This is a genomic window from Streptacidiphilus sp. MAP12-20 (genome assembly GCF_041262525.1).
In the GTDB taxonomy this organism is placed as follows: Bacteria; Actinomycetota; Actinomycetes; order Streptomycetales; family Streptomycetaceae; genus Streptacidiphilus.
In genome coordinates, this window is sequence record NZ_JBGCCK010000002.1 from 279602 (window position 1) to 303517 (window position 23916).

At 72.1% G+C, this 23916-nt stretch carries 25 protein-coding genes; 9 read left to right on the forward strand and 16 right to left on the reverse strand.

Annotated features, from left to right (window positions below; genetic code table 11):
* Nucleotides 1–30: 30 nt before the first annotated feature.
* The 3 genes from ABIA32_RS03485 to ABIA32_RS03495 all read right to left on the reverse strand — a co-directional run bounded on the left by ABIA32_RS03485 (nucleotide 31) and on the right by ABIA32_RS03495 (nucleotide 2154).
* Nucleotides 31–699: a hypothetical protein gene (locus ABIA32_RS03485; protein WP_370092259.1), complete on the reverse strand. Its 669-nt coding sequence runs from the start codon at nucleotides 697–699 to the stop codon at nucleotides 31–33.
* A complete protein-coding gene (locus ABIA32_RS03490; RefSeq protein ID WP_370092260.1) occupies nucleotides 699–1676 on the reverse strand; it encodes a DUF4129 domain-containing protein in 978 nt (325 codons plus the stop codon). The genes ABIA32_RS03485 and ABIA32_RS03490 overlap by 1 nt, the downstream gene beginning before the upstream one ends.
* Nucleotides 1677–1962: 286 nt before the next feature.
* Nucleotides 1963–2154 carry a hypothetical protein gene (locus ABIA32_RS03495; protein WP_370092261.1) on the reverse strand — a complete coding sequence of 64 codons (192 nt, stop codon included), beginning with the start codon at nucleotides 2152–2154 and terminating at the stop codon, nucleotides 1963–1965.
* A gap of 46 nt (nucleotides 2155–2200) precedes the next feature.
* Here ABIA32_RS03495 and map point away from each other — a divergent pair, with 46 nt between their 5' ends.
* A complete protein-coding gene (map, locus tag ABIA32_RS03500) occupies nucleotides 2201–3058 on the forward strand; it encodes a type I methionyl aminopeptidase (protein WP_370092262.1) in 858 nt (285 codons plus the stop codon).
* An 18-nt stretch (nucleotides 3059–3076) separates the two neighbouring features.
* Here map and ABIA32_RS03505 read toward each other — a convergent pair whose 3' ends face one another.
* Complete coding sequence (locus ABIA32_RS03505; RefSeq protein WP_370092263.1) at nucleotides 3077–3793, reverse strand: bifunctional DNA primase/polymerase; 717 nt, start codon at nucleotides 3791–3793, stop codon at nucleotides 3077–3079.
* Between the two features lie 129 nt (nucleotides 3794–3922).
* On the opposite strand from ABIA32_RS03505, the gene ABIA32_RS03510 reads away from it, so the two are divergent.
* On the forward strand, nucleotides 3923–4135 hold the full coding sequence (locus tag ABIA32_RS03510; RefSeq protein WP_370092264.1) for a hypothetical protein: 213 nt from the start codon (nucleotides 3923–3925) through the stop codon (nucleotides 4133–4135).
* Nucleotides 4136–4151: 16 nt separating this feature from the next.
* Here ABIA32_RS03510 and ABIA32_RS03515 read toward each other — a convergent pair whose 3' ends face one another.
* The 3 genes from ABIA32_RS03515 to ABIA32_RS03525 all read right to left on the reverse strand — a co-directional run bounded on the left by ABIA32_RS03515 (nucleotide 4152) and on the right by ABIA32_RS03525 (nucleotide 6863).
* The gene (locus ABIA32_RS03515; protein ID WP_370092265.1) at nucleotides 4152–4721 is read right to left on the reverse strand and encodes a hypothetical protein; all 570 of its coding nucleotides are present in this window, start codon (nucleotides 4719–4721) and stop codon (nucleotides 4152–4154) included.
* A 156-nt stretch (nucleotides 4722–4877) separates the two neighbouring features.
* A complete protein-coding gene (locus tag ABIA32_RS03520) occupies nucleotides 4878–6347 on the reverse strand; it encodes an APC family permease (protein WP_370092266.1) in 1470 nt (489 codons plus the stop codon).
* 99 nt (nucleotides 6348–6446) lie between these two features.
* Complete coding sequence (locus ABIA32_RS03525; RefSeq protein ID WP_370092267.1) at nucleotides 6447–6863, reverse strand: hypothetical protein; 417 nt, start codon at nucleotides 6861–6863, stop codon at nucleotides 6447–6449.
* On the opposite strand from ABIA32_RS03525, the gene ABIA32_RS03530 reads away from it, so the two are divergent.
* Together ABIA32_RS03530 and ABIA32_RS03535 are read left to right on the forward strand one after the other, a co-directional pair.
* Complete coding sequence (locus ABIA32_RS03530) at nucleotides 6844–7398, forward strand: PucR family transcriptional regulator (protein WP_370092268.1); 555 nt, start codon at nucleotides 6844–6846, stop codon at nucleotides 7396–7398. The genes ABIA32_RS03525 and ABIA32_RS03530 overlap by 20 nt on opposite strands.
* Nucleotides 7399–7439: 41 nt before the next feature.
* Nucleotides 7440–9002, forward strand: coding sequence for a phytoene desaturase family protein (locus tag ABIA32_RS03535; protein WP_370092269.1), 1563 nt, complete (start codon nucleotides 7440–7442; stop codon nucleotides 9000–9002).
* A gap of 10 nt (nucleotides 9003–9012) precedes the next feature.
* On the opposite strand, the gene ABIA32_RS03540 is transcribed toward ABIA32_RS03535, so the two are convergent.
* Nucleotides 9013–9660, reverse strand: coding sequence for a TetR/AcrR family transcriptional regulator (locus ABIA32_RS03540; RefSeq protein WP_370092270.1), 648 nt, complete (start codon nucleotides 9658–9660; stop codon nucleotides 9013–9015).
* Between the two features lie 125 nt (nucleotides 9661–9785).
* On the opposite strand from ABIA32_RS03540, the gene ABIA32_RS03545 reads away from it, so the two are divergent.
* Nucleotides 9786–10658, forward strand: coding sequence for an esterase/lipase family protein (locus ABIA32_RS03545; protein WP_370092271.1), 873 nt, complete (start codon nucleotides 9786–9788; stop codon nucleotides 10656–10658).
* A gap of 61 nt (nucleotides 10659–10719) precedes the next feature.
* Here the strand turns inward: ABIA32_RS03545 and ABIA32_RS03550 are convergent, their stop codons facing one another.
* From ABIA32_RS03550 to ABIA32_RS03580, 7 genes are all read right to left on the reverse strand, one after another.
* Nucleotides 10720–12096, reverse strand: coding sequence for a glycosyltransferase (locus tag ABIA32_RS03550; protein WP_370092272.1), 1377 nt, complete (start codon nucleotides 12094–12096; stop codon nucleotides 10720–10722).
* A gap of 4 nt (nucleotides 12097–12100) precedes the next feature.
* Nucleotides 12101–12700 carry an exosortase/archaeosortase family protein gene (locus tag ABIA32_RS03555; RefSeq protein ID WP_370092273.1) on the reverse strand — a complete coding sequence of 200 codons (600 nt, stop codon included), beginning with the start codon at nucleotides 12698–12700 and terminating at the stop codon, nucleotides 12101–12103.
* Nucleotides 12693–12851, reverse strand: a complete 159-nt coding sequence (locus tag ABIA32_RS03560) for a hypothetical protein (protein WP_370092274.1) — start codon at nucleotides 12849–12851, stop codon at nucleotides 12693–12695. The genes ABIA32_RS03555 and ABIA32_RS03560 overlap by 8 nt, the downstream gene beginning before the upstream one ends.
* Nucleotides 12852–12886: 35 nt before the next feature.
* Nucleotides 12887–14101, reverse strand: a complete 1215-nt coding sequence (wecB, locus tag ABIA32_RS03565) for a non-hydrolyzing UDP-N-acetylglucosamine 2-epimerase (protein WP_370092275.1) — start codon at nucleotides 14099–14101, stop codon at nucleotides 12887–12889.
* A gap of 11 nt (nucleotides 14102–14112) precedes the next feature.
* The gene (locus ABIA32_RS03570) at nucleotides 14113–14655 is read right to left on the reverse strand and encodes a hypothetical protein (protein ID WP_370092276.1); all 543 of its coding nucleotides are present in this window, start codon (nucleotides 14653–14655) and stop codon (nucleotides 14113–14115) included.
* 163 nt (nucleotides 14656–14818) lie between these two features.
* Nucleotides 14819–15334: a sortase gene (locus ABIA32_RS03575; RefSeq protein WP_370092277.1), complete on the reverse strand. Its 516-nt coding sequence runs from the start codon at nucleotides 15332–15334 to the stop codon at nucleotides 14819–14821.
* Between the two features lie 321 nt (nucleotides 15335–15655).
* A complete protein-coding gene (locus ABIA32_RS03580) occupies nucleotides 15656–16342 on the reverse strand; it encodes a TetR/AcrR family transcriptional regulator (protein WP_370092278.1) in 687 nt (228 codons plus the stop codon).
* A gap of 196 nt (nucleotides 16343–16538) precedes the next feature.
* Between ABIA32_RS03580 and ABIA32_RS03585 the strand changes: the two genes are divergently transcribed.
* From ABIA32_RS03585 to ABIA32_RS03600, 4 genes are all read left to right on the forward strand, one after another.
* A complete protein-coding gene (locus ABIA32_RS03585; RefSeq protein WP_370092279.1) occupies nucleotides 16539–18449 on the forward strand; it encodes an anti-sigma factor RsbA family regulatory protein in 1911 nt (636 codons plus the stop codon).
* A gap of 339 nt (nucleotides 18450–18788) precedes the next feature.
* Nucleotides 18789–20207 (forward strand): aldehyde dehydrogenase family protein, encoded by a 1419-nt coding sequence (locus ABIA32_RS03590; protein WP_370092280.1) that lies wholly within the window; start codon nucleotides 18789–18791, stop codon nucleotides 20205–20207.
* A 53-nt stretch (nucleotides 20208–20260) separates the two neighbouring features.
* Complete coding sequence (locus ABIA32_RS03595) at nucleotides 20261–21346, forward strand: Zn-dependent alcohol dehydrogenase (protein ID WP_370092281.1); 1086 nt, start codon at nucleotides 20261–20263, stop codon at nucleotides 21344–21346.
* Between the two features lie 75 nt (nucleotides 21347–21421).
* Nucleotides 21422–23035: a peptide chain release factor 3 gene (locus tag ABIA32_RS03600; protein ID WP_370092282.1), complete on the forward strand. Its 1614-nt coding sequence runs from the start codon at nucleotides 21422–21424 to the stop codon at nucleotides 23033–23035.
* Here ABIA32_RS03600 and ABIA32_RS03605 read toward each other — a convergent pair.
* Nucleotides 23032–23892, reverse strand: coding sequence for an alpha/beta fold hydrolase (locus ABIA32_RS03605; RefSeq protein WP_370092283.1), 861 nt, complete (start codon nucleotides 23890–23892; stop codon nucleotides 23032–23034). The two genes, ABIA32_RS03600 and ABIA32_RS03605, sit on opposite strands and share 4 nt — an antisense overlap.
* Nucleotides 23893–23916 lie beyond the last annotated feature (24 nt).

Sequence of the window (23916 nt, forward strand, 5' to 3'; positions counted from 1 at the left end):
GGTCAGCCGGGGCTGGCGGGGTATCGGGGGTCAGAGCGTTTCCAGGCGGGAGACCAGCGCTTCGAGCAGCGCGGGCGGCAGTGGCCTGGGGTCCGGCAACCCGTGGTGTCCGGCCGCGCGGGCCTGACGGATCGCGGTGGGGGTGCGCGGGACGTGCGGGTCGATCCAGGGCCACAGCTCCGGCCCGACGATGGCCGCGGCGCGGTGCGGCTGCATCCGCAGCGCGACGCCGTGGCGCTCGGCGAGCCGCACCTCGTAGAGGCGCAGCAGCAGCGGGTAGAGGTGGAGGGCATAGCCCTCGGGGGTGGACGCCGCGTCGGAGATCGCGGCGTCCCAGTAGCGCAGGGTGGGCTCGCGGGTGCCGACCAGCCGGTTGCGCCGCCGCTGGCCGCTGTCCATCGCGGCGGCGCCGACGACCCAGCGCCCCGCCCAGAGCGCGGAGGCGACCAATACCACCGCGCCGACCGAGGCGCCTGCGGTACCGCCGACGAGCGCGAGTGCGGCGACGCAGACGACGCCGAAGCCGCCGAGCGCGAGCAGCGCCACGGCGTTCGGACCGAGCCAACGGCGCTTCGCGGACGCGAGGGTCGGGGCAGCCGGGCGGGGCTGGTAACCGGGGAACGCGGACGGGCGTGGACCGGCCAGCGGGGCCTGCGGCGGGGCTTGCGGCGGTGAGGGAACGTGGGCAGGAGTGGACATCAGACCTGGAGCTCCTCGAGCGGGCCGAACCGGTCGGCGGCCTCGGCCGCGGCCGCGGCGAGGTGCGCCGCGATGGTCTCCAGCGCGGCGCGGGCCTGGTCGCGCTGGTGCTCGCGCATGGGGTGGGTCGAGTAGCGGGCCTCGCGGAAGAGCTCGGTCAGCGTGCGCGCCGCCTCGCCCTGGACCAACCCCGCGTCGACGGCACGCTGGAGCAGCTCCGTCGGAGTGTCCGCCTTCTCCCGGCTGACGCCGCTCTCGGCGAGCGACACCTCCATCGCGGCGTAGCAGGCGATGATCGCGGCCCGTGGGTCGGGGTCGTCGGCCAGCGCCTGCTGCCCGGCGTTGACCGCGTCCGCGAGCGCCTCGTCGGCGCCGTCGACGGGTTCGCCGGCGATTCCCTGGGCGTCACCGCCGCGCCGGGTCAGCATCCAGCGCACCAGGACCACGATCAGCACCACGAGGGCGGCCGCGCCGAGCAGCCAGGCGAAGCCGAGCAGCAGCGTGGAGAGGGAGATCGGCGAGGAGGAGACGGGCTTGGCCAGATCGGGCTGCTGCACGGGGAACGAGCTCGGCGGCGCCTGGGACCCCTGCGCGCTGGACGAGACGGCCGGCACGGGCTGCGGCTGCGGAAGCTGGTCCACGCCCCGCGTCTGCAACCCCAGCACCGCCAGGCCGACAGCGGTGACCACCGTCATCAGCACGAGACCGGGTACGACGAGCGAGTCGATCCTGGACTCCAGCGGCGGCGGCGCCTGCGCGCGGTCCTTGCGGGCGCCCATCCGCGCGGCCAGCAGCCAGCCCGCGGCGCCGACGACGGCGAGGACGATCAGCCAATGGGCCTTGGCCGGCCCCACCCCGGCGAGCGCGGTGCCGCGCGCCGCGTGCAGCGCGACCGCGGCGAGCGCGAGGGTCGCCGCCGCGACCAGCACGGCGCCGAGGCGCAGCCCAAGCCCGCGCCTGTCCTTGCCACTTGCCACTTGCGTTCCCCCGCGTCGCCCATTGCGTGGGGCCACCCTGCCACAGCCCACCGGCCCCCGTCAGGGGGGTGCCCGCCTTATGGCACTTCGTGCTCGGCGTATGAGCACTTGCGCGCAAGGAGTCAGTTGCACCTCCAGGGGCGCGAGGCTCTGCTTGATTCACTGCGTGCGCGAGAAACCACCGTGTGCGGATGGCCCTGCTCGTTCGGATCAGCACCTGCGTGGGTGGCTTGTCGCGCAGTTCACCGCGCCCCTGGAGGTGCAACTGATGTGCCCAGAGAATCGGTCACTGCCAGCGGGGGTCGTTGTCCCATTCGTCGTTGCGCTGCGCCGCGCGCTCCAGCGCGTGGGACGCCGCGTCGGCGGTCGGGTACGGGCCGAGGCGGTTGCGGGCGGGGCACTCGGGGCCCTCCTCCACCTTCTTGTGCTTGAGGCAGTAGAACCACTCCCCTGGCTTGCCGGTCGGCTGCTTCGCCATCGCGTCCTCCTTCGGCTGTCCTTCAAGATGGTGCCCGCTGGCTAGGATGACCAACATGGCGCCACTCGTCCCCGGAATCCTCTCCCCGACCCGTACCGTCCCCGTGCACATCCCACGCCCGGAGTACGTCGGCAAGAAGGCACCCACCCCCTACACCGGGCCGGAGGTGCAGACCGCCGAGACCATCGAGAAGATGCGGATCGCCGGCCGCATCGCCGCCCAGGCTATGGACGCCGCCGCCGCGGCGATCGAGCCGGGCGTGACCACCGACGAGTTGGACAGGATCGCGCACGCGTACATGTGCGACCACGAGGCCTATCCGTCCGACCTCGGCTACCGGGGCTTCCCGAAGTCCATCTGCACCTCCGTCAACGAGGTCATCTGCCACGGCATCCCGGACTCGACCGTGCTCCAGGACGGGGACATCGTCAATCTCGACGTCACCGCCTTCATCCACGGTGTCCACGGCGATCTCAACGCCACCTACCTGGTCGGCAACGTCGACGAGGAGTCCAAGCTGCTGGTCGAGCGGACCCGCGAGGCGACCCGGCGCGGGATCGCCGCCGTCAAGCCGGGACGGCAGGTGAACGTGATCGGGCGGGTGATCGAGTCCTACGCCAAGCGCTTCGGCTACGGCGTCGTGCGCGACTTCACCGGACACGGGATCAACACGTCGTTCCACTCGGGGCTGATCATTCCCCACTACGACAGCGAGTTCGCGACCACCGTGCTGCGGCCGGGCATGACCTTCACCATCGAGCCGATGCTGACGTTGGGCGACTACCGGCATGACATCTGGGCCGACGGCTGGACGGTCGTGACCAAGGACCGCAAGCGCACAGCCCAGTTCGAGCACACCCTCGTCGTCACCGAGACCGGCTCGGAGATCCTCACCCTCCCCTGACCGGGAAGCGCGGAGCGCCTAGCGGATCATCCACTGCTCGCCGAGCGCCGCCGCGCCGACCGCCGCGCAGGCGTCCGTGAGGACGTCCAGCAGGCGCAGCGGGTCCGGCAGCGGCTGCTCGGGGCCGCGGACCCAGGCCACCTCGGAGCCGTCGACCAGCAGGGACGGCGGCAGCAGGACGTAGCTGCCGCGGGTGTGCCAGCGCAGGCCGGGGTGTTCGGCGTCGTCGTCCTCGGGGTGCGAGTCGAGCTCGGAGGTCCACCACTCGTCCTCGTCGAGCGGTGAGCGGGTCGTGGTGAAGAAGAGCCAGCGCGTCTCGCCGACGGAGGCGACCGGGCCCGGCGCGACGCCGGCCTCGGCCAGCCGCTCCAGCGCGAGACGGCCGGCCTCGGCCGGGACGTCGAGGACGTCGTGCACGCGGCCGGTGGGGGTGATCGCGTTGGCGTCGGGATCGCGGGAGAGCCAGCGGGTGATCTGATCGGGGTCGGTGGTGGCCTGCGACTGCCAGGCGAAGGAGAGCGGGTGCTGCGCCGGCGCCGGACAGCCGACACGATCGCAGGAGCAGCGGAAGTCGATCGCGTGCGCGGCGGGCGCGACGGGGAAGCCCGCGCGGGCGGCGTCCAGCAGGGTGCGCAGGCGCATCGCGCGCTCGGCAGCGGCATCCGCCTCGGCCGGGCGGCTGCCCGGGCGGAGCCATCTGCGCCACCAGGCGCCTACCTTGCCCGCGGATTCCACTGGAGCCCCTTTCACTGCCGCGCGGCCCAGGGTCACCGGGACGCGTACAGAGCAGGATACGGCCGCGAGAGAGGTGCTGTGTGCCAGGGGTGGGATCCTGGGACTCTTTCCGGGTGCGAGACTTGGGTCATGCGACATGCCCAGACCCAGTTCGTCGGCGGCCCGCTGGACGGCAAGGTCCTCCCGGTCGCGCTGACGATGGCCGAGCAGGTGCCCAAGCGTTACAAGGTGCCGGTTCCGGCGACCGCCGACCAGCCGGCCTACGAGCTGGTCTACGAACGGGAGGAGTTCACCGGCGCCGACAAGCGACGCCGGTGGCGCTACATCCACGTCAGCTCGTGACGTCCGGTTGTGGCGATCAGCTGTTGACCATCTGCGTGAGCTGACTCGCGTTCGGGACCTGGTCCTGGATGTTCAGGCCGTTCGCCGCGCCCGCCTTCTTCACGCCGTCGATGACGCCGGTGACCTGGTTCATGTCCGCGTCCGTGGCGTTGCCGCCCTTGATCTTGCTCGGCAGGTTCTTGATGCCGTCCACCGCGCTGGAGAGCGCGTCCGTCGCCTTCGACAGCGTCGGGTCGCCCTTGGCGTCGTTGAGCGCCGCCTTCAGGCGGTTGTAGGTGAAGGCGCCGGCCAGACCGCCCTTGATCAGCGCGGCGGTGCGGCCCTTCGCGCCGCTCTTGAAGGTCCCGGCCTTGAACGGCTTGTAGATCCACTGGTAGAAGGCGCCGGACGCCAGCGCGGCGTTGGCGACGAACTTGGTCTTGGCCAGCTTCACCCGGTCCGCGCTGCTCGTCGCGGTGGCGGCGGCCTGGCCACCGTTGATGCTGTTGCTCGTCTTGCTGGACGAGCACGCGGGCAGGGCCAGGAGCGACCCCGCCACCGCAACGGCGATGACGGACGTACGAACGTGGGCAGTATGCAGCGACACGGTTGGCCTCCGGAAGATCGGGCACGTCTTCGCTCACGCTCACACGCCCCGGTCGACTCGGCGACCTGCCGCCACCCGAACGGGTGATCAACGCCACGTGGCCGCACCCTGTCGGTCCACGGCAGGGTGCGGCGACGTGAAGGGTCGAGCCGGAGGTCAGTCGGCGAGCACCGGCTCCGGTGTGGCGGTCTGCTGCTCGCCGCGCGCGAGGCGCGAGTGGCGGCGGCTGTAGCCGAAGTAGACGCCCAGGGCCAGCGCCAGCCAGCCGGCGAAGAGCACGAAGGTGTCGACCGGCAGGTTCCAGATCAGGTAGAGGCAGAAGAGCACCGAGGCGATCGGGACGACCGGGTAACCCGGCACCTTGAAGCCACGCGGCAGCTGGGGCTCACGCACGCGCAGCACGACCACGCCGACGGAGACCACGGCGAAGGCGACGAGCGTGCCCATGCTGGTGAGGTTCGCCAGCCAGTCCAGCGGGACGAAGGCGGCGAGCACGGCGATGAACCCGCCGACGATCAGGGTGTTGCCGACCGGAGTGCCACTGCGCGGGCTGACCTTGCGGAAGACCGGCGGCAGCAGGCCGTCACGGCTCATCGAGTAGAGAATGCGGGTCTGCCCGTAGATGACGACCAGGGTGACGCTGACGATGGAGAGCACCGCACCGGCAGAGAGCAGTGCGCCGGGCCAGTTCTGGCCGGTCACCCGCTGGAGGATCGCCGAGAGGCCCGCGTCCTGGCCGTTGAAGAGCGTCCACTTCTGTGCGCCGACGCCGACCAGGGCGACCAGGCAGTAGAAGGCGGTGACCACCAGCAGTGCACCGATGATCGCCCGCGGCAGGGTCCGCTGCGGGTTCTTGACCTCCTCGCCGGCGGTGGAGACGGCGTCGAGTCCGATGAAGGAGAAGAAGACCGACGAGGCCGCCGCGCTGATCCCGGCGATGCCGAGCGGCGCGAAGGGGTGCAGGTTGGCGGAGCTGAAGCCGGTGACGCCCACGACGATGAAGAGCACCAGCACGGCGAGCTTGATCAGCACCATGACGGTGTTGACGACGGCCGATTCCTTCGCGCCGCGCATCAGCAGCAGGCAGCACAGGACGACGAGCACGACGCCGGGCAGGTTGACGTAGCCGCCCGCCCCCGGCGGCGCGGATATCGCGGCGGGCATGGTGAAGCCGAACAGCCGCTGCGTCAGGTCGTTCAGGTACTGGCCCCAGCTGACCGCGATCGCCGCGCCCGAGACCGCGTACTCCAGCAGCAGACAGGCTCCGACCACCCAGGCCACCAACTCGCCGAGCGTGGCGTAGGCGTAGGAGTAGGAAGAGCCGGAGACCGGCACGGCCGAGGTGAGTTCGGCGTAACAGAGCGCGGTCAGCGCGGCGGTGATCGCGCCGAAGACGAAGGAGAGGATGACGGCGGGTCCCGCCTGCGGGACAGCCGTGCTCAGGGTGAAGAAGATCCCGGTGCCGATGGTCGCCCCGACGCCGATCATCGTGAGCTGGAAGGTGCCCACGGTTCGGCGCAGCCCGCCGCCCTGGTGGTGTTCGGCCTGCTCGGAGTCGGCCAGGAAGGCCGAGACCGGCTTGCGGCGCAGCAGCTGCTGACGGAGTCTCACATCGTTCGGGGGCATGGCAGGTGACCTCTCGCTGGTCCGGTGGGCAGGGTGGATCGCGTCCCGGACGTGAGGTACGGGACGCGAGGGCTGTGGTGGGGGGCGTTACGGGTCCTGCTACAGGTCGCGCTGCATCAGGTCGGCGTAGGTCTCGCGGCGGACGACGGCGCGGTGCTCGCCGTCGCTCACGAAGACGACTGGGGGCCGGCGCGCGCCGTTGTAGTTGTTGCTGAGCGCGTAGGTGTACGCGCCGGTGACCGGCACGGCGATCAGGTCGCCGACGCGCGGGTCCTGCAGCGGGACGCCGGCGCTGAGCGTATCGCCGGACTCGCAGTGCCGCCCGACCAGGCGGCAGAGCTCGCCCTGCTCGGCTTCGCTCCGCTGGTCGGCCCCGACGTCCCCGGTGCGCCGGGGCCTTCCGGGCCTTCCGGGCCTTCCGGGCGGCGACGACCTGCTGGTCCGCCTCGCGGCCGCGTCCACCCGGCACTGGCCGGCCGTGCACGCGGAAGCGTCGGTGGCGACGGTCGGCCGCACCGTCTACGTGCTGTTGCCGCTCGACGACGAGGTCTCCGCCTTCGCGACCGCGCGCCGGCTGGGCGAGCAGGCCGCCGCTGTCCTTACCCGCAGCGTCGAGACGCCGCTCCGCGCCGCCGCCGCCAGGATCGCGCTCGGCCCGGAGGAGCTGCCGGAGCTGCGCGCCGAGGTGGACGACATCCTCCGCGTCATCACCGCCGACCTGGAGGCCCCGGCCTTCGCGACGCTGCGCGACACCCACACCCGGGTCCTGCTCGCCCACGTCGCCGACGAACTCGCCCGCCGCCCGCGCCTGCGCCACCCGGGCATCGACGCGATGCTGGAGCACGACCGCGCCAAGGGCACCGCTTTCGCCGCCTCGGTCACCGCCTGGCTGGACGCCGTCGGCAACATCGGCGACGCGGCGGCCCGACTGACCATCCACCCCAACACGCTCAAGTACCGCCTGCGGCGCGCGGGCGAACTCTTCGGCCTCGACCTGGACCACCCGGACGACCGCCTCTCCTGCTGGCTCCAGCTCCGGATGGCGCGCTGAACCCTGTTGCCGGGGGCACCTGAGCTGGTAGGACGTTCCCCATGAGCAACGCGTATGACGCCGTGGTGATCGGCGGCGGGCACAACGGGCTGGTCGCAGCCGCGTATCTGGCACGCGCCGGACGGCGCGTCTGCGTACTGGAGCGGCAGGACCACGCCGGCGGCGCAGCGGTCTCGTCCCGCGTCTTCGCGGGCGTGGACGCCCGGCTGTCGCGCTACTCCTACCTGGTCAGCCTGCTGCCCAAGAAGATCGTCGACGAGCTGGGGCTGAAGCTGGAGCTGCGCCGCCGCCGCTACTCCTCCTACACCCCCTACGGCGACGGCCGTGGCCTCCTCGTCGACAACGGCGACCCGGACGCGACGGCGGCCGGCTTCCGCGCGCTGACCGGCGGCGACCACGAGTTCGCCGCCTGGCGGGCGTTCTACGCCCGCACGCAGCGCGTCGCCGAGGCCGTCTTCCCGACCCTGACGCAGCCGCTCCCCGACCGGGACCAGCTGCGCAAGCTCGTCGGCGACGACGAGATCTGGCAGCAGCTCTTCGAGCGCCCGATCGGCGAAGCAGTCGAAGCCACCTTCTCGAACGACCTCGTGCGCGGCATCGTCCTCACCGACGCGCTGATCGGTACCTTCGCCGACGCCCACGACGCGTCGCTGCGCCAGAACGCCTGCTTCCTCTACCACGTGATCGGCAACGGGACCGGCGACTGGGACGTCCCCGTGGGCGGCATGGGCGCGGTCTCCGGCGCCCTGGAGTCCGCCGCGCGCTCGGCCGGGGCCGAGATCCTGACGGGTTGTGAGGTCACCTCCGTCCAGGCCGACGGCCGCACCGCCGAGGTCCGCTTCACCGACTCCCGAGGCGGCGAACGCGTCATCAGCGCGGGCTGGGCGCTCTGCAACGCCGCCCCGCGCGAACTCGCCCGTCTCGTCGGCGACACCTCCGACGCCGCGGCCGAACCGGTCGAAGGCGCTCAGCTCAAGGTCAACATGCTGCTGACCCGGCTCCCGCGCCTGCGCGACCGCTCCGTCGACCCCCGCGCGGCCTTCGCAGGGACCTTCCACATCGCCGAGTCCTACCGCGAGCTGGAAACCGCCTACCAGCAGGCCGCCCACGGCTCACTCCCGAGCCCGGCCCCCTCCGAGATCTACTGCCACTCCCTCACCGACCCGAGCATCCTCGGGCCCGAGCTCCAGGCACGCGGCTACCAGACCCTCACCCTCTTCGGCCTGCACCAGCCCGCCCGGCTCTTCCCCGCCCACGACCGCGCCGCCGCCCTGCGCGCCGTCCTCGCCCCGCTGGACGCCGTCCTCGACGAACCTCTCGCCGACTGCCTCGCCCACGACTCCGACGGCAACCCCTGCGTCGAAGCCCGCACCCCGCTCGACCTCGACACCGACCTCGGCCTCCCCGGCGGCAACATCTTCCACCGCCCGCTCACCCTCCCGTTCGCGGAGGCCGCCGAGTCCGCCTCCCCCTCCGCCGGCCGCTGGGGCGTCGGCACCCCCTACGCGGCCAACCTCCTCCTCTGCGGCGCGGGCGCGCCCCGCGGCGGCGGCGTCAGCGGCATCCCGGGCCACAACGCCGCGATGGCGGCGCTGGGTCGGTGAGCGACGTCGGTCACCGAGATATGAGCCCCCGGCGGACCGCGGCGTAGAAGGCGTCGAGGTCGTGGATCAGCGCGGACACCGCCGTCGGCTCGGCGGGGTCCGCGTCGAGCAGCCAGTCGGCGATCAGGTCGAAGAGGCCGCCGATCAGGCCGGTGGCCAGGCGCAGCAGGTCCGCCTCGGGGACGACGTCGACCACCCCGTGGCTGCGCCAGATGCGGACGACGAAGCGCGCCGCCCAGCGGCGGTTGGCGCGTCGCTCGCGCTCCAACGCCGGGGAGACCGCGACGCCGTGGCCGAAGGCGACCTGGGCGACGCGAGGGTCGTCGATCAGGGCGCGGGCGAAGGCCGCGACCAGCGCGCCCTCGTCCGCGCCGGCGTCGAAGCGGGCGGTGACCAGGGCCTCGGTGTGTGCGGTGACGTCCTTGAGCAGGGCGATGTAGCAGGACTCGCGGCTGTCGAAGATCTCGTAGAAGCCCTTGGTTCCTACGTAGGCGCGCTGGCAGAGCTGTTCGATGGAAGTGGAGGCGTAGCCCTGCTCCGCGAACAACTCCAATGCCGCGTCAAGTAGCTGACGCCTCCTCTGCTCACGGCGTTCGTCGGGGCCGAGACCCCTGATGCGTCGAGCCGATCCTGACGGGCGATCCTTCGGCAATGTCACGTCCGGGACTCTACCGATGCCCTGACGCACTTTCAGCAAAGCTGACAAGATGCCTTGTTGGGAAAATGAAGTCGTGCTGTCATGTCAGGCACCAGCACCCTTCCACTCCCCGCCCGGAGGACACGATGCGTCGCCGTCTGCTGCACAGAGCACTCCTGGCCGCCTGCGCCGGACTGCTGATCTTCTCGGCCTCGGGAACAGCGCACGCCGGCACCACGGGCAGCTCGTCCGGGTTCAACGACTGGTCCTGCCACCCCTCCGCGGCGCACCCCGAGCCGGTCCTGCTGCTGCACGGGCTCGGTGGCAACGGACCGGGGAACTTCGCCACCCTCGGGCCCGAGTTGGCGCTGGCCGGCTACTGCGTCTACGCGCCCACGTACGGCGAGGCGGTGCCGGGCATCCCGGTCGGCGGGCTGGTTCCGATCGAGCAGTCGTCGAAGGAGATCGCGGGCGTCATCGACCAGGTGCTGACCTCGACCGGTGCGGGCAAGGTCGACGTCGTCGGGCACTCGGAGGGCGGCTTCCAGTCGCTCTACATCCCGAAGTTCCTCCCCGGCTACGCCGCGAAGATCGCCAAGGTCGTCGCCCTCGCGCCGCCGACGCACGGCACCACCTTCGCCGATCTCATCACCATCGCGGACGACCTCGGCATCCGCTCACAGGTCGACGGCGTACTCACCCAGGCCGGCTGCGCCGCCTGCACCGAGATCACCGCGAACGGCAGCCTGATCGGCCCGCTCACCAGCGGTCCGATCGCTCAGCCGGGCATCGACTACACGATCATCGCTTCCCGCACCGACGCCCTGGTCACCCCGTACGGGACCGAGTTCGTCGACGAGCCCGGCGTGCACAACGTGACCGTCCAGGACACCTGCTGGTTGGACGCGGTGGGCCACATCGGCCTGGCCTACGACTCAGGGGTGGCCATCATGGTCGCCAACGCACTCGACCCGGCCCACCGACTGCCGGTGCTCTGCGCCTTCGGTCCGGTCATCTGACGCGCCCCCGGCGATCCCCTGCACCGCCCCCGCGACCGCAGCCGTGGGGGCGGCGGATGTCTCAGCGGCCGGCTGTCGGCAGGGCCTCGGCAGGCGCGGTCGCCCCCGCCGAGGCCGGTTCGGGCACGCGCGCTGTCTCGTCGACCCGCACGGTCTTGGCCCAGCCCTGCCGGCGCAGCAGGATCCGGAAGAGGGCCCGCCAGACGCAGACGAACGCGATGTAGTTCATCAACACGAAGTTGTGGCCCAGTGCGAAGGCGCGCCAGAAGCCGACGTCACCGGAGCGGCGCAGGCAGAGCCAGGTGCCGAGCAGACAGGGCAGGAACGACAGCGCGTACCACAAGAGGCCACCGAGCAGGCCGGTGGACCAGCCGTCCACGAAGGAGAAGATCTGCGGCGCCCGGGAGAGGAAGCGGTACCAGCCGATGTGGAAGAGGATGCTCCACGGCAGGTCCACGGCCCAGGGGATGAGCAGGTAGCCGACGATCTCCAGTGCGCCGGCGTTGGAGAGGTGGGGCGAGCGCCAGACCTCCGTGATCCGGCGACCGGAGGTCATGTGGCCCTGGTACCAGCGCACCCGCTGGTTCAGCATCCGGCGCAGGGTGTCGACGCCCTGCTGGTTGACCGAGGCACGGGGCTCGGTCTCCAGGTGCCAACCGTTCACGGCGAGCGTGACGGCCAGGTCGAGGTCCTCCGTGAGCGAGGGCGACCACGGCCGCTCTCCCAGCTGTTCGAGCGCGCTGAGCCGACTGAACTGTCCGTTGCCACCGAGGCTCGCCGTGCGCAGTCGGGCGCGACCGCACTGCGAGATCGCGGCCAGCGACCAGAAGCAGAAGTCCTGGTACCAGAGAAGCATCGAGGTGCGGTTGCGGATCCGCACGGGCAACTGCAGCCCGCCGACGCGCGGGTCGTCGAAGTGCGGGAGCACTCTGGCCAGCGCGCCGTCGGAGAGGCGTCCGTCGGCGTCCATCACACAGACGATCACCTGGGCGGGGTCCTGGCCGCGTTCGCGCGCCAACTCGCGGACGACCAGGAGCCCGGCGTTGAGGGCTGCACCCTTGCCCTTCCTGGCGTTCGGCAGGTCACGGCGGAGCAGCACCAGATCCGCGCCGCCGGCCTCCCGGGCGAGCTGCGAGGTGGCGTCGTCGGAGCCGTCGTCGATGACGACAAGGGTGCTGCGCTCAGGGCCGGTCAGGCCACGGACCGTGGCCTGGATGACGGCCGCCTCGTTCAGGCAGGGCACCAGGTAGTAGACCCAGTACGGGTCGTCCGATGCTCTGCCCAGACTGGGCCGGCCGTAGCGGGCGTCGCTCTGCTCGGGCAGGTTCAACCCGCGTCGGCGCCACTCCAGCATGCCGAGGACCATGACGCCCCCGGAGTAGGCGGCGGCGAAGCAGATCACGACGAGGGCGATCGCACTGAAGGCGGGCCAGGTCATCGGGTCAGCGTCCCTTCGGAGTCCTGGGAGGAGTTGGAGCGGAGGGGGTGCCTCCCCCGCAGATCACGAAGAAGGCGACCATCGCGGCGGCGATCCCGACGAGGATGAGCAGCGAGCCGACGGTGGCATGGGTCCAGCCGTAGCCCGCCGCCCCCCAGGTGTGAGCGGCCCAGGCGATCATGACGATCCGGAGCTGGTTGACCGCGAACATCCCGCCCGCGGCAACGAGCAGGGCGACGCCGATCCGGGGCAGCCGGAACCGACCCGGCAGGGCGACGGCGCCGGCCAGAGCGAGCAGGGCGGCGATGGGCAGGGCGGACGTGCACTCGGGCGTGATGGTCAGGCCGTAGACGCGCGGGGTGTACAGGCCGAGGAAGACGGTGTCCGTCGCCGGGCGGACCATCACCACGCTGGACGTGCAGAACCGGACCACCGGTCCGGCGACCACGGACTCCAGGCCGCGGAACCAGGCATTCCGTGTTGCCAGCCCACCCGCGGACGCGAGCAACAGCACCGACACCGGCGCCCGGACGACCCAACCCGCGACGCGGCGCGGGCTGGGCCGGCGTCCGAGCGCCGTGGCCGACCGGAGACTCTCAGTCATGCCGGTGCGAGGTGCGCCTGCTGCGGGCGAGCAGCAGCACGAGCAGGAGCAGTCCGGGTACGAGGAGCGACACGGCCGCGAACTGAAGCGGCATCAGGCTGGCGCCGGTGGCTGCCAGCACACCGCCGCCGATGGGGGGAGGACGATACATGCAGGAGGCTCGCTTTCGGTGAGAGGTGTGCGGGGTCAGACGTGAACCGTGGGCTGCGGCTCCCGTTGGCCGGCAAGCCGCGGTTCCGGCGGCTTGATCGGGTCGGCGGCGAGCGCGGGCCCGGTGTGCCCGGTACCTGTGTGTCCGGCACCGGCGCGGTCCGCCAAGGCGATCGCCAGGGCGACGATCCGCCCCGACGCGCGACCGTCCCCGTAGGGCGAGGGTCGGGCGGCGAGTCGGCGCGGCAGGTCCGGGTCGCCGAGCAGGCGCCGGGCCGTCGTGCCGATCAGCGGTCCGGGGCGCACGAGCGCGGCGAAGCCGGACTCCACCGCTTCGGGGCGCTCGGTGCTGTTGCGGACGACGATCAAGGGCTTCTTCAGGACCGTGCACTCCTCCTGGACACCGCCGGAGTCCGAGACGAGCAGGGCGGCGTGCTGGGCCAGGCCCAGAAACGAAGCGTGGTCCACAGGCGGGACCACACCCAGCGCCGCGAGCTCGCGGCCCAGCCCGTGGCGCTCGCAGGCGCGCACAGTACGGGGGTGAGCAGGGAAGAGCACCGGAATCGAGAGAGCCCCGAGTTCATGGAGGATCCGGGCCATGCGCTCCGGATCGTCGGTGTTCTCGGGCCGATGGATCGTCGCCAGGACGTAGCCGCCCGGGCGAAGCCCGTAGCGCCGCGGCAGGGATCTGGCCAGCTCCGGTGCCGGCAGCGACAGGTGGACCGCCTCGACCACGGTATTGCCGGTGAGGTGCACCCGGTGGGCCGGCACACCCTCGGCGAGGAGGTTACGGACGGCCTCCTCGGTCGGGGCGCAGTGGACGTCCGCGAGAACGCCGACCACCTGGCGGTTGATCTCCTCCGGCATGGCCCGGTCCCGGGACCGCAGACCCGCCTCCACATGGACCACGGGCACCCCGTGGTAGTGCGCGGCCTGAGCACCGGCCGAGGTGGAGTTGGTGTCTCCCTGGACGATCACCACATCCGGGCGGGCCACCGCGAAGCGCTGCGACAACTCGGTGATCACCGCCCCGATCTGGCGGCCTCGGTCCAGTCCGCCGACACCGGCGAGCCGGACCTGGGGATCCGGCAGGCCCAGACCGCGGAAGATGTCGCCGGCCAGCGTCTCGTCGTAGTGCTGCCCGGTCCAGATTGCCTGACAGCGCTCGCCCAGCGCCTGGACGACGCCCGCGAGCTTGACGATCTCAGGCCGGGTGCCGAAGACGACGGCGACGGATCCTTGCCTTTGCACGACGGGCGTCCTCAGGCCGCGCTGTTGCGGCGGCGCCAGAAGACATAGCCCATCAGGCCGGGGGCGACGATCGCACCGGCCACGCCGAGAACCTTCCCGTTCACCATCGGGACGCCGACGTTGCAGTTCGAGGTGACCTTGAACTCCTTGGTCTTGCGGCCCATCGAGTCGTCCTCGAAGGCGACGTACATGCCCTGCGGCAGGGCGATCGGCCCGGAGATGTCCTGACCGGCAGGGGGCGTGACGGTGAACGTGGCAGTGCCCGCGGCCACCTGCGTGCCGGGCATGCCCGCGGTGCCGGTGAAGACCGACCAGCTCAGGGCCTGGTTGTTGTCGAAGTCGAACGCGTCGATGTAGAAGCAGCCCACATCGGGGTCATTGCTGTCGACGTTGACGCCGGTTCCCTCGTCGTGGATCTGGATGTGCCCGTTGTTGCCGGGCGGCGGCGCGGCCCAGGCGGCTACCGGGGCCGCCAGTGCCAGCACGGCGACGGCCGAACCGGCCAAGGCGGCGCGTCTGACCCCGCGGGGCGTCCGACTCGAAGTGATCAACATGGGTGATTTGCTCCTGACTGTTCGTCAACTCATCAACGAAACGCCGGCGCGCCACCCTTGCGGCGGTCACGCAGGGCGAGGTCCTGCCGAACAATCACTAAATGGTCCGAGAACCTGACGACTTGCCACGACGCACCGATACCGACCGAACGGGCGGGGAAACTCACTCCCCCGGCCGCGCCAACTGACCGAACACGATGAAGCGACCGGAGTGACCGAAGCGGGGGGTGCAGGTCGTCAGGGTGATCAGCCGCCGGCTCGGGTCGGCACCGCGGCCCTGGTCGGCAGCGAGCACCTGAACCGCCGAAGGGGTGGCGTTCTCCGTCGCGGTCACGAGGTAGCGGAAAACGCCTGCCGGGGCGGTGACGATGACCTCGTCCCCCGGGTGGACCAGGTCCGGCAGGTCGGCGAAGGGCTCGAAACCGGCGAGCGAGGAGCGGTGTCCGGCGAGCGCGTAGTTGCCGACCTCGCCCGGACCGGCTGTCCCGATGTAGTGAGCCAGGCCCTTGCCGAGTTCGTCCTCCCCGGTGCCCTCGTAGACCGGATACTGCCAGCTGCGGCCGAGCGCCGGGATCTGCACTACGGCCGTGGCCTGTCCCGGCAGGGCCGGGCCGCGCCCGGGAGTGCTCCTGCCGGACCCGTGGGCCAGCTCCGTAGCGAGCCGCTGGGTGCTCGCCAACTGTGAAGCACTCGGGGCGGGTCCGGCCGCGAACCGGAGGTAGAGGGCATACGATCCGAGCGTCCCACCCAGGGCGATCGCGACCACCGCCACCGCGAACAGGAATGCACGGAGACGCGACCTCGCCTTTGGCACCGCCCTCGCCGCCTTCCGCGACCTCGACCACAGCCGAGGTGCCAGGCTAGTGCCGTGACGACACGTCAACCCTTGCGGTCTTCCCGGCCCGTCGCGTGTCGGCCGGGAACCGCCCGTTCGGGTGAGCTCGGCCCGAATCCGCCGGTCGACGACGGATCGAGGGGCGACAGGCCGGTGGGTCCGGGCTCAGTCGCCGTAGCGCGCGCCGCGCAGACGCGGTTCCAGGCCGATCCAGATGACCGACATCAGGCGCCGCGCGGTCTCCTCCGGAGGCTCCGGGCCGGTGTCCAGGACCCACCCCGCCAGGGCGTCGGCCGCGCCGACGATGACCTGCGCCATGGCCGCCGCCTCGCCCCGGCCCCGGCCCTCGCCCGGACGGGGACCGGGGACGCCTTCCTCCCGGACGGCGTCGCGGACCGCGCGCCGCAGCAGCGTCGTGACGGCGGTGACGACCTCGCGACGGGCCGAGGCGACGTCCTCGACGACCGGCTCGCCCTGGGCGCGGGCCTGCTGGTAGAGGACTATCCAGCTGTCGCGGTGCTCGGCGACGAAGGCGAAGAATGCGGTCAGCCCTCGGAAGAGCTGATCGCCCGGGTCCAGCGAGGGATCGGCCGCTCCTGCGAAGGCCGCGATCAGGCGGTCCGCCTCGCGGCGGATGCAGGCGGCGAAGAGCTCCTCCTTGGACCCCAGGTACAGGTAGAGCATCGGCTTGGAGACCTCGCAGGCCTCGGCGATCTCGTCCATGGACGCGGCGTGGTAGCCGGAGCGGGAAAAGATCATCACAGCCGCGTCCAGCATCTGCTGCTCACGCTGTGCCCGGGGCACGCGCTTCGCCTTCACTGGGGCCGCCTCGTCCCGTGCATCCGATCGCATTCGTCGAGTCTATGTCGTCAGGAGGTTCGCCCCGCCCACGCGAACAGCCCGGATCGCCTGGCGGATCGGCCGCGATCGGCCGACCGACGGTCTGGCAGACGGTCTGGCCAAAGCCCTGACCGGGCGGCCCCCGCCGTCCTATGTTGGTGGCAGCCGCGCGCTCCCGTCGCGCACCGCGTCACCGCAGGAGGCCCCGATGGCCGTCCAGCCCCGCACCGCCGCTTCGCGCCCCGCCGCGCCGAACACCGTCCAGGTCGGTGAGATCCGGCCGAACGACCACCTCTGCTTCGTCTTCGGGGACGAGCGCGAGCGCGCCGCGGTGACGACGACCTTCGTCCGGGACGGCCTGACGAGCGGCGACAAGGTCCTCTACATCACCGAGGACGACGGCCCGGCCCTCGCCCGCGTGCTCGCCACGTTCACCGCCGCGGGCATCGACGTCGCCGGCCACAGCGCCTCCGGCCAACTGGTCGTCGCCGGTGCGGAACAGACGTATCTCGCCGACGGCCGCTTCGACATCGACCGCACGGTCGCGATGATGGACGCCTTCATCCGGCAGACCGAGGCCGACGGCTACCGGCTGCTGCGGGTCACCGGCGAGACGGGCTGGGTGGCCCGGCACGGCGTCAGCATCGACGAGGTGATCGCCTACGAGCAGGCCGTCTCCCCGCTCGCCGTCGACGGCAAGGTGCTCGCGCTGTGCCAGTACGACCACCGCTCCTTCGCCGCCGCCGACATGGACGCGCTCGACCGCGCCCATGCGGGCCGCGCCGAGGAGAACGCGGTCTTCGAGGACGGCGAGCTGGTGATCCGTCGCCGACACGGGGACTCCCCCGGGCTGGGGCTCTCCGGCACGGTCGGCGAGACCGGCCACACCCCGCTGGCCAAGGCGCTGGACGCGGTGGTCGCCGAGAGCGCGGCACAGTCCACGGATGTCCATGTCGACATGTCGGGTCTCGACTTCGTCGACCTGGAGGGCCTGCGGCTGCTCGTCGCCGCCCGGCAGGAGCTGGCCGACGGGCGCGCGCTCCACCTCGAACGCCCCGCACCGCACCTGCGCCGTCTGATCCGGATGGCCGGATGGGACGCGTCCAGCGCGTTCCACTCTCCTCATCCCGACTTCCGCCACCAGGCCTGCCTCTACGGCAGCGACGCGGAGTTCCTGGCGACGGCGGTCCCCTTCGTCGAGGAGGGCTTCCGGCTGGGCGAGCCGGTCCTGGCCGCGACGACCTCGGCCAATCTGGAGCTGCTGAGCGAGGCACTCGGAGAGCGTGCCGAGTTGCTGGACTTCGCCGAGACCGCGTACTTCGGGCGCCGCCCGCCGCAGCGCGTCGCCGCATACGAGCGATACTGGCGCTCGGCGTCCGCGGGCACGGCCGCGCGGCACGTCCGGATCCTGGCCGAACCGGTCTGGGCCGGCCGCTCGGCCGCCGAGGCGGCGGCGTGGCGGCGGATGGAATCGCTGTTGAACGCGCTGCTGGGCGACACCAACATCTGGATGGTCTGCCCGTACGACACCCGCGTCGCCCCGCCGGGCGTCCTCGCGGACGCTCGCCGCACCCACCCCGAGCTCCGCCACGGCGTCGAGCGCGTGCCATCGCCCGAGTACGTCGACCCGCGCACGCCTGCTGCCGCGTCCGACGACAGCCCGGCGCTGACCCCGCCGCCGCACGGCGCGGCGGTCATGCTCTGGCACACCGTCACCCCCGCGACGGCGGAACTGCGCGGCTTCGTCACCGAGCATGCCGCTGCGCTGGGCCTGACTGGTGACCGCGCGGAGCTGCTCGTCGTGGCCCTGGCGGAGGTCGCCCGCCTGCTCGGCCACGCGTCGGTCGACTCCCCCTCGCCGGACGCGGCGCCGGCCTCACTGACGCTGTGGGCGCGGGGGCGGCGGGTGGCGGTGGAACTGGTACAGCCGGGCCTGCGGCCCAGCGACTCCTCCCTGGACGACCCCCTCCTCGGCTACCGCCTGCCGCGCCCGGAAGGACCGAGGCCGGGCGAGGGCTTGTGGCTTGCCCGCCAGATCGCGGAAAGCGTGGAGGTCAGAGCGACGGAAGCGGGCTGCGTGGTCCGCCTCGAACTCACGGGTGCCCGCGCGCTGGCGTGAGATGGCAACACCTCAGGGGCGCGAGGCTCTGCTCATACGCGGCTCCTCCCCCAGCCTTCGGCCGGGAGGTGCCCCCTGCGTGGGCGCGACAAGCGGGGCCTTCGCTGCCGCCTGCGGTTGCACCTCCAAGGGCGCGGGGCTCTGCTGAATGAACTGCGTGCGCGGCCAGCCACCCGCCCAGGTGAGTCCCCGAACGTGCAGGGCCATTCGCACGCCGGTGGTTACTCGCGCAGTTCCCCGCGCCCCTTGGCAGAGTGCAACGCATCACCTTGCATCTCTGATCCTCACGGCCTTAACTAGCATCGCTAGTTAACAGACGATCGCCCGGAGGGACACCCGGTGGAGACCTACACCGACCAGTACATCGGCGGCAGCTGGCAGCCCTCCCGCGGCAAGGAGGCCATCACCGTGGTCAACCCGGCCACGGAGGCGCCCCTCGCCGTCGTCCCCGCCGGCACCGCCGACGACGTGGACGCCGCCGTCGCCGCCGCGCGCAGCGCGCAGCGTGCCTGGGGGGCGACCAGCCCCGAGACGCGGCTGGGGTACCTGACCGCGATCCGGGACGGCCTCGCCGCCCGCCAGGGCGAGATCGCCGAGACGGTCACCGCCGAGCTCGGCTCGCCCATCGGCTTCGCCAGCGCCGTCCAGGCGGCCCTGCCGCTCGGCGTGGCCACCACCTACCTCGACATCCTCGCGAACTACGAGTTCACCGAGCGCGTCGGCAACTCCACCGTCTACGCCGAGCCCGCAGGCCTCGTCGCAGCGATCACCCCGTGGAACTACCCGCTGCACCAGATCGTCGCGAAGGTCGTCCCCGCCCTCGCCGCAGGCTGCACCGTCGTGCTGAAGCCCGCCGAGGACACTCCGCTCGTCGCGCGTCTCTTCGCGCAGATCGTGCACGAGGCCGGGCTGCCGGCCGGGGTGTTCAACCTCGTCACCGGCGTCGGCGCCGTCGCCGGCGCCGCGCTCGCCGCGCACCCGGACGTGGACCTGGTCTCCTTCACCGGCTCCACCGCCGTCGGCCGCTCCATCGCCGAGCAGGCGGGTCGCGGCATCAAGCGCGTCGCGCTCGAGCTCGGCGGCAAGTCCGCGAACGTCGTGCTGCCCGGCGCCGACCTCGCCCGCGCCGTCAACGTCAACATCGGCAACGTCTTCGCCAACTCCGGCCAGACCTGCAGCGCCTGGACCCGGCTGCTGGTCCACCAGGACCAGTACGAGGAGGCCGTCGCGATCGCCGCGAAGGCCGCCGCCAAGTACGCCCCCGGCGACCCGACCAGCGCCGAGACCCGCGTCGGTCCCGTCGTCAACGCCAAGCAGCGCGAGCGCGTGCGCGGCTACATCCAGCAGGGCCTGGACGCCGGGGCGCGCCTCGTCGCCGGTGGCGTGGACGCGCCCGAGGGCTGCGAGGTCGGCTACTACGTCCGGCCGACCGTCCTGGCCGACGTCAGCGCCGAGATGACCGTCGCCCAGGAGGAGATCTTCGGCCCGGTCCTGTGCATGCTCGCCTACCGCGACGAGGAGAACGCGCTGGAGCTGGCCAACGGCACCGAGTACGGGCTGGCCGGCGGCGTCTGGGCGGCGGACGAGGAGACGGCCGTCGCGTTCGCGCGCCGAATGGACACCGGGCAGATCGACATCAACGGCGGCCGTTTCAACCCGCTGGCGCCGTTCGGCGGCTACAAGGGCTCCGGCGTCGGCCGCGAGCTGGGCCGACACGGCCTGGAGGAGTTCCTCCAGCCCAAGTCGCTCCAGTTCTGACGACCGCGACGACCACGCACCCGCCCTCACCTCCCCACGAAAGGCAATTCCCCGTGACGACGGTCCGCGCCGCCCTGCTTCCCGCCGTGGGAGCCCCGCTGGAACTCACCGAGATCGAGCTGCCCGAGCCCGGCCCCGGCCAGGTCCGGGTCCGCCTCGCGGCGGCCGGAGTCTGCCACTCCGACCTCTCCCTCTCGAACGGCGTGCTGCGCGCCGCGACGCCGGTCGTGCTGGGCCACGAGGGCGCCGGCACCGTCGTCTCCGTGGGTGAGGGCGTCAGCACGGTCCGGCCGGGCGACTCCGTCGTGCTCAACTGGGCCCCGGCCTGCGGCCACTGCCACCTGTGCACGATCGGTGAGCCGTGGCTGTGCGAGAACTCTTACGCCGCGTCGGTCGAGACGTACGCCGCCCTCAAGGACGGCACGGGCGTCTACCCGGGCCTCGGCGTCGCCGCCTTCGCCGAGGAGACCCTCGTCTCCGCGAACGCGGTGATCCCGCTGCCCGAGGGCGTGCCGCTCACCTCGGCCGCGCTGCTCGGCTGCGCGGTGCTGACCGGCTACGGCGCGGTCCACAACGCCGCGCACGTGCGCGAGGGCGAGTCTGCGGTCGTCTTCGGCCTCGGCGGCGTGGGCCTGGCGGTGCTGCAGTCGCTGCGGATCGCCGGCGCGGGCCCGATCGTCGCGGTGGACGTGACGCCGGAGAAGGAGGAGCTGGCCCGCCGCCACGGCGCGACCGAGTTCCTCCTGGCCGACGAGCAGACCCCGAAGGCCGTTCGCAAGCTCACCGGCGGCCACGGCGCGGACCACGCCTTCGAGTGCGTGGGCCGCAGCAGCACCATCCGCGCTGCCTGGGGATCGACCCGGCGCGGCGGGCGGACGACGGTGGTCGGCATCGGCGGCAAGGACGACCAGGTGTCCTTCTCGGCGCTGGAGCTGTTCCACTTCGCCCGCACCCTGACCGCCTGCGTCTACGGCAACGGCGTCCCCGAGCGCGACCTGCCGATCCTCGCCGAGCACGTCCGGGCGGGCCGCCTGGATCTGGAGGCGCTGATCACCGACCGGATCACGCTCGACGAGATCCCGGCCGCCTTCGACCGCATGGCCGCCGGCAAGGGCGGCCGGTCCCTGATCGTCTTCTAGGTCGGGGTCCGCAGCCCGGTAGAGTGGTGCGGTTGCCCCGCACCACTCTGACCGCCGAAGGACCTGAGGAACGACGTGAGCACCGACTCCCCCGCCACCGCTGCCCACGTCCTGCAGGAGGCTTCGCGTCGCCGTACCTTCGCGGTGATCTCGCACCCCGACGCCGGAAAGTCCACGCTGACCGAGGCTCTCGCCCTGCACGCGCAGGCGATCACCTCGGCGGGCGCGGTCCACGGCAAGGGCGGCCGCCGCGGCGTCACCTCCGACTGGATGGAGCTGGAGCGCGACCGAGGCATCTCGGTCACCTCCGCCGCGCTCCAGTTCGGCCACCGCGACCACGTGATGAACCTGGTCGACACCCCCGGCCACGCCGACTTCTCCGAGGACACCTACCGCGTCCTCTCCGCCGTCGACTGCGCGATCATGCTCATCGACGCGGCCAAGGGCCTGGAGGAGCAGACCCGCAAGCTCTTCTCCGTCTGCCGCCACCGCGGCGTCCCCGTGATCACCTTCATCAACAAGTGGGACCGCCGCGGCCGCGAGGCGCTGGAGCTGCTGGACGACATCCAGAACATCCTGGAGATCACCCCGGTCCCGCAGGTCTGGCCGGTCGGCGGGGCGGGCAACATGCGCGGACTGGTCCAGGCGGACAACACCGAGGAGTTCCTCCGTTACACCCGCGTCCCCGGCGGCACCCACGAGGCCGAGGAGGAGCGGATGGACGCCACCCGCGCCGAGGCCGAGCAGGGAGAGCTCTGGGGCACCGCGCTGGAGGAGCTGGAGCTCGCGCTCGACGCCGGCCCCGGCTGGGACCCGCAGGCCTTCCGCGAGGGCAAGATCACCCCGGTCTTCTTCGGCTCCGCGCTGACCAACATCGGCGTCCGGCTGTTGCTCGACTCGGTCGTTGACCTGGCCCCCTCCCCCGACGCGCGTGAGCTGGCCAAGGGCGGCACCCGCGCGGTCGAGGACGAGTTCTCCGGCGTGGTCTTCAAGATCCAGGCGAACATGGACCCGGCGCACCGCGACCGGATCGCCTTCGTCCGGGTCTGCTCCGGCGTCTTCGAGCGCGGCATGAACGTCACCCGCGCCGCGAGCGGCCGCTCGCTGGCGACCAAGTACGCGCACACCGTCTTCGGCGCCGAGCGCACCGTCGCCGACACCTGCTACCCGGGCGACGTGGTCGGTCTGATCAACGCGACCGCGCTGCGCGTGGGCGACACCCTCTACGTCGGCAAGAAGGCCGAGTTCCCGCCGCTGCCCGCGTTCGCGCCGGAGCACTTCGCGGTGGCGCGGCCGATGGACATCAGCCGCTCCAAGCAGTTCCGCAAGGGCATCTCGCAGCTGGACGAAGAAGGCGTGGTCCAGGTCCTGACCTCCGACCGACGCGGCGACCAGGCCCCCGTCCTGGCCGCCGTCGGTCCGATGCAGTTCGACGTCGTACTGCACCGCATGGAGCACGAGTTCTCGTCCCCGATCGCGCTGGACCGGCTGCCCTACTCCCTCGCCCGCGTCACCGACGCCGAGGGCGCGGCCGTCCTGGACCGCTCCCGCCTGGTCACCGGCGAGCCGCTCACCCGCCGCTCGGACGGCGCGATCCTCGCGCTGTTCGGCGACAAGTGGCAGCTCAACAGCTTCCTTCGGGGCAACCCCGACGTCCACCTCGAGACGCTGATCGCTACCGCGGACTAACCGCCGCTGCGCGCAAGGAAGTCGCCGACGGTCCGGAGGAAGAACTCCGGACCGTCCAGCCACGGGAAGTGCGCCGCGCCCGGTTGGACGACGAGTTCGGCACGCGGGAAGATCGCGGCGATCTCCGCCGCCTTGGCGGGCCGCGGTGACGGATCCACCTCGCCCGCGAGCACCAGAACCGGGACGTCGAGCCCGCTCAGCACCTCGCGCACCACGGCCGCGTCGTCGAACGCGCCGGGGCCCGGGTACGCCTCGGCGGCCTGCTCGTTGTACTCGTCCTCGCCGGAGGCGGCATGCGCCTGGGCGGCCGTATCCCAGCGGCCGTAGGCGAGGCGGTCGAGGAACTGCCAGTCGCCCGCCGTCGCCTCCCCGGCCATCGCGCGCTCGAAGGCGGGCACCGCCTCCTCGTACCAGGACTCACCCTTGCGCAGCGCGAGCGCCTCGCGCCGACCCTCCAGCGGGAACTCGATCCCGGCCGCGCGGGCCCTGGCGGTCAACAGCACCAGGGAGCGGACCCGCTCCGGATACCGGCCGGCGTAGAGCAGCGCGAGGTCCCCTCCGGCGGAATGGGCCAACACGTCGATCCGCTCGAGACCGAGGTGGACACGGAGCGCCTCGACGTCGTCCACCTGCCGGTCGGCGCGGTAGCTCGACGGGTCGGCGGGAGCCTCGGACTCCCCGGTGCCGCGCAGGTCGAGCAGCACCGGCGAGCGCCCGGCGGCGGTCGGCAGGCCGCCCAGATCACCGAGGTAGGCGGAGGCCCGCATCGGGCCTCCAGCGAGGCAGATCAGCGGCCCGCCCTCCCCCACGGTGCGGTAGGCGAGGCGGGTTCCGTCAGGAGCAGGAAAAGTCGGCATCCGGCCATCCTCGCAGTGGCCGCG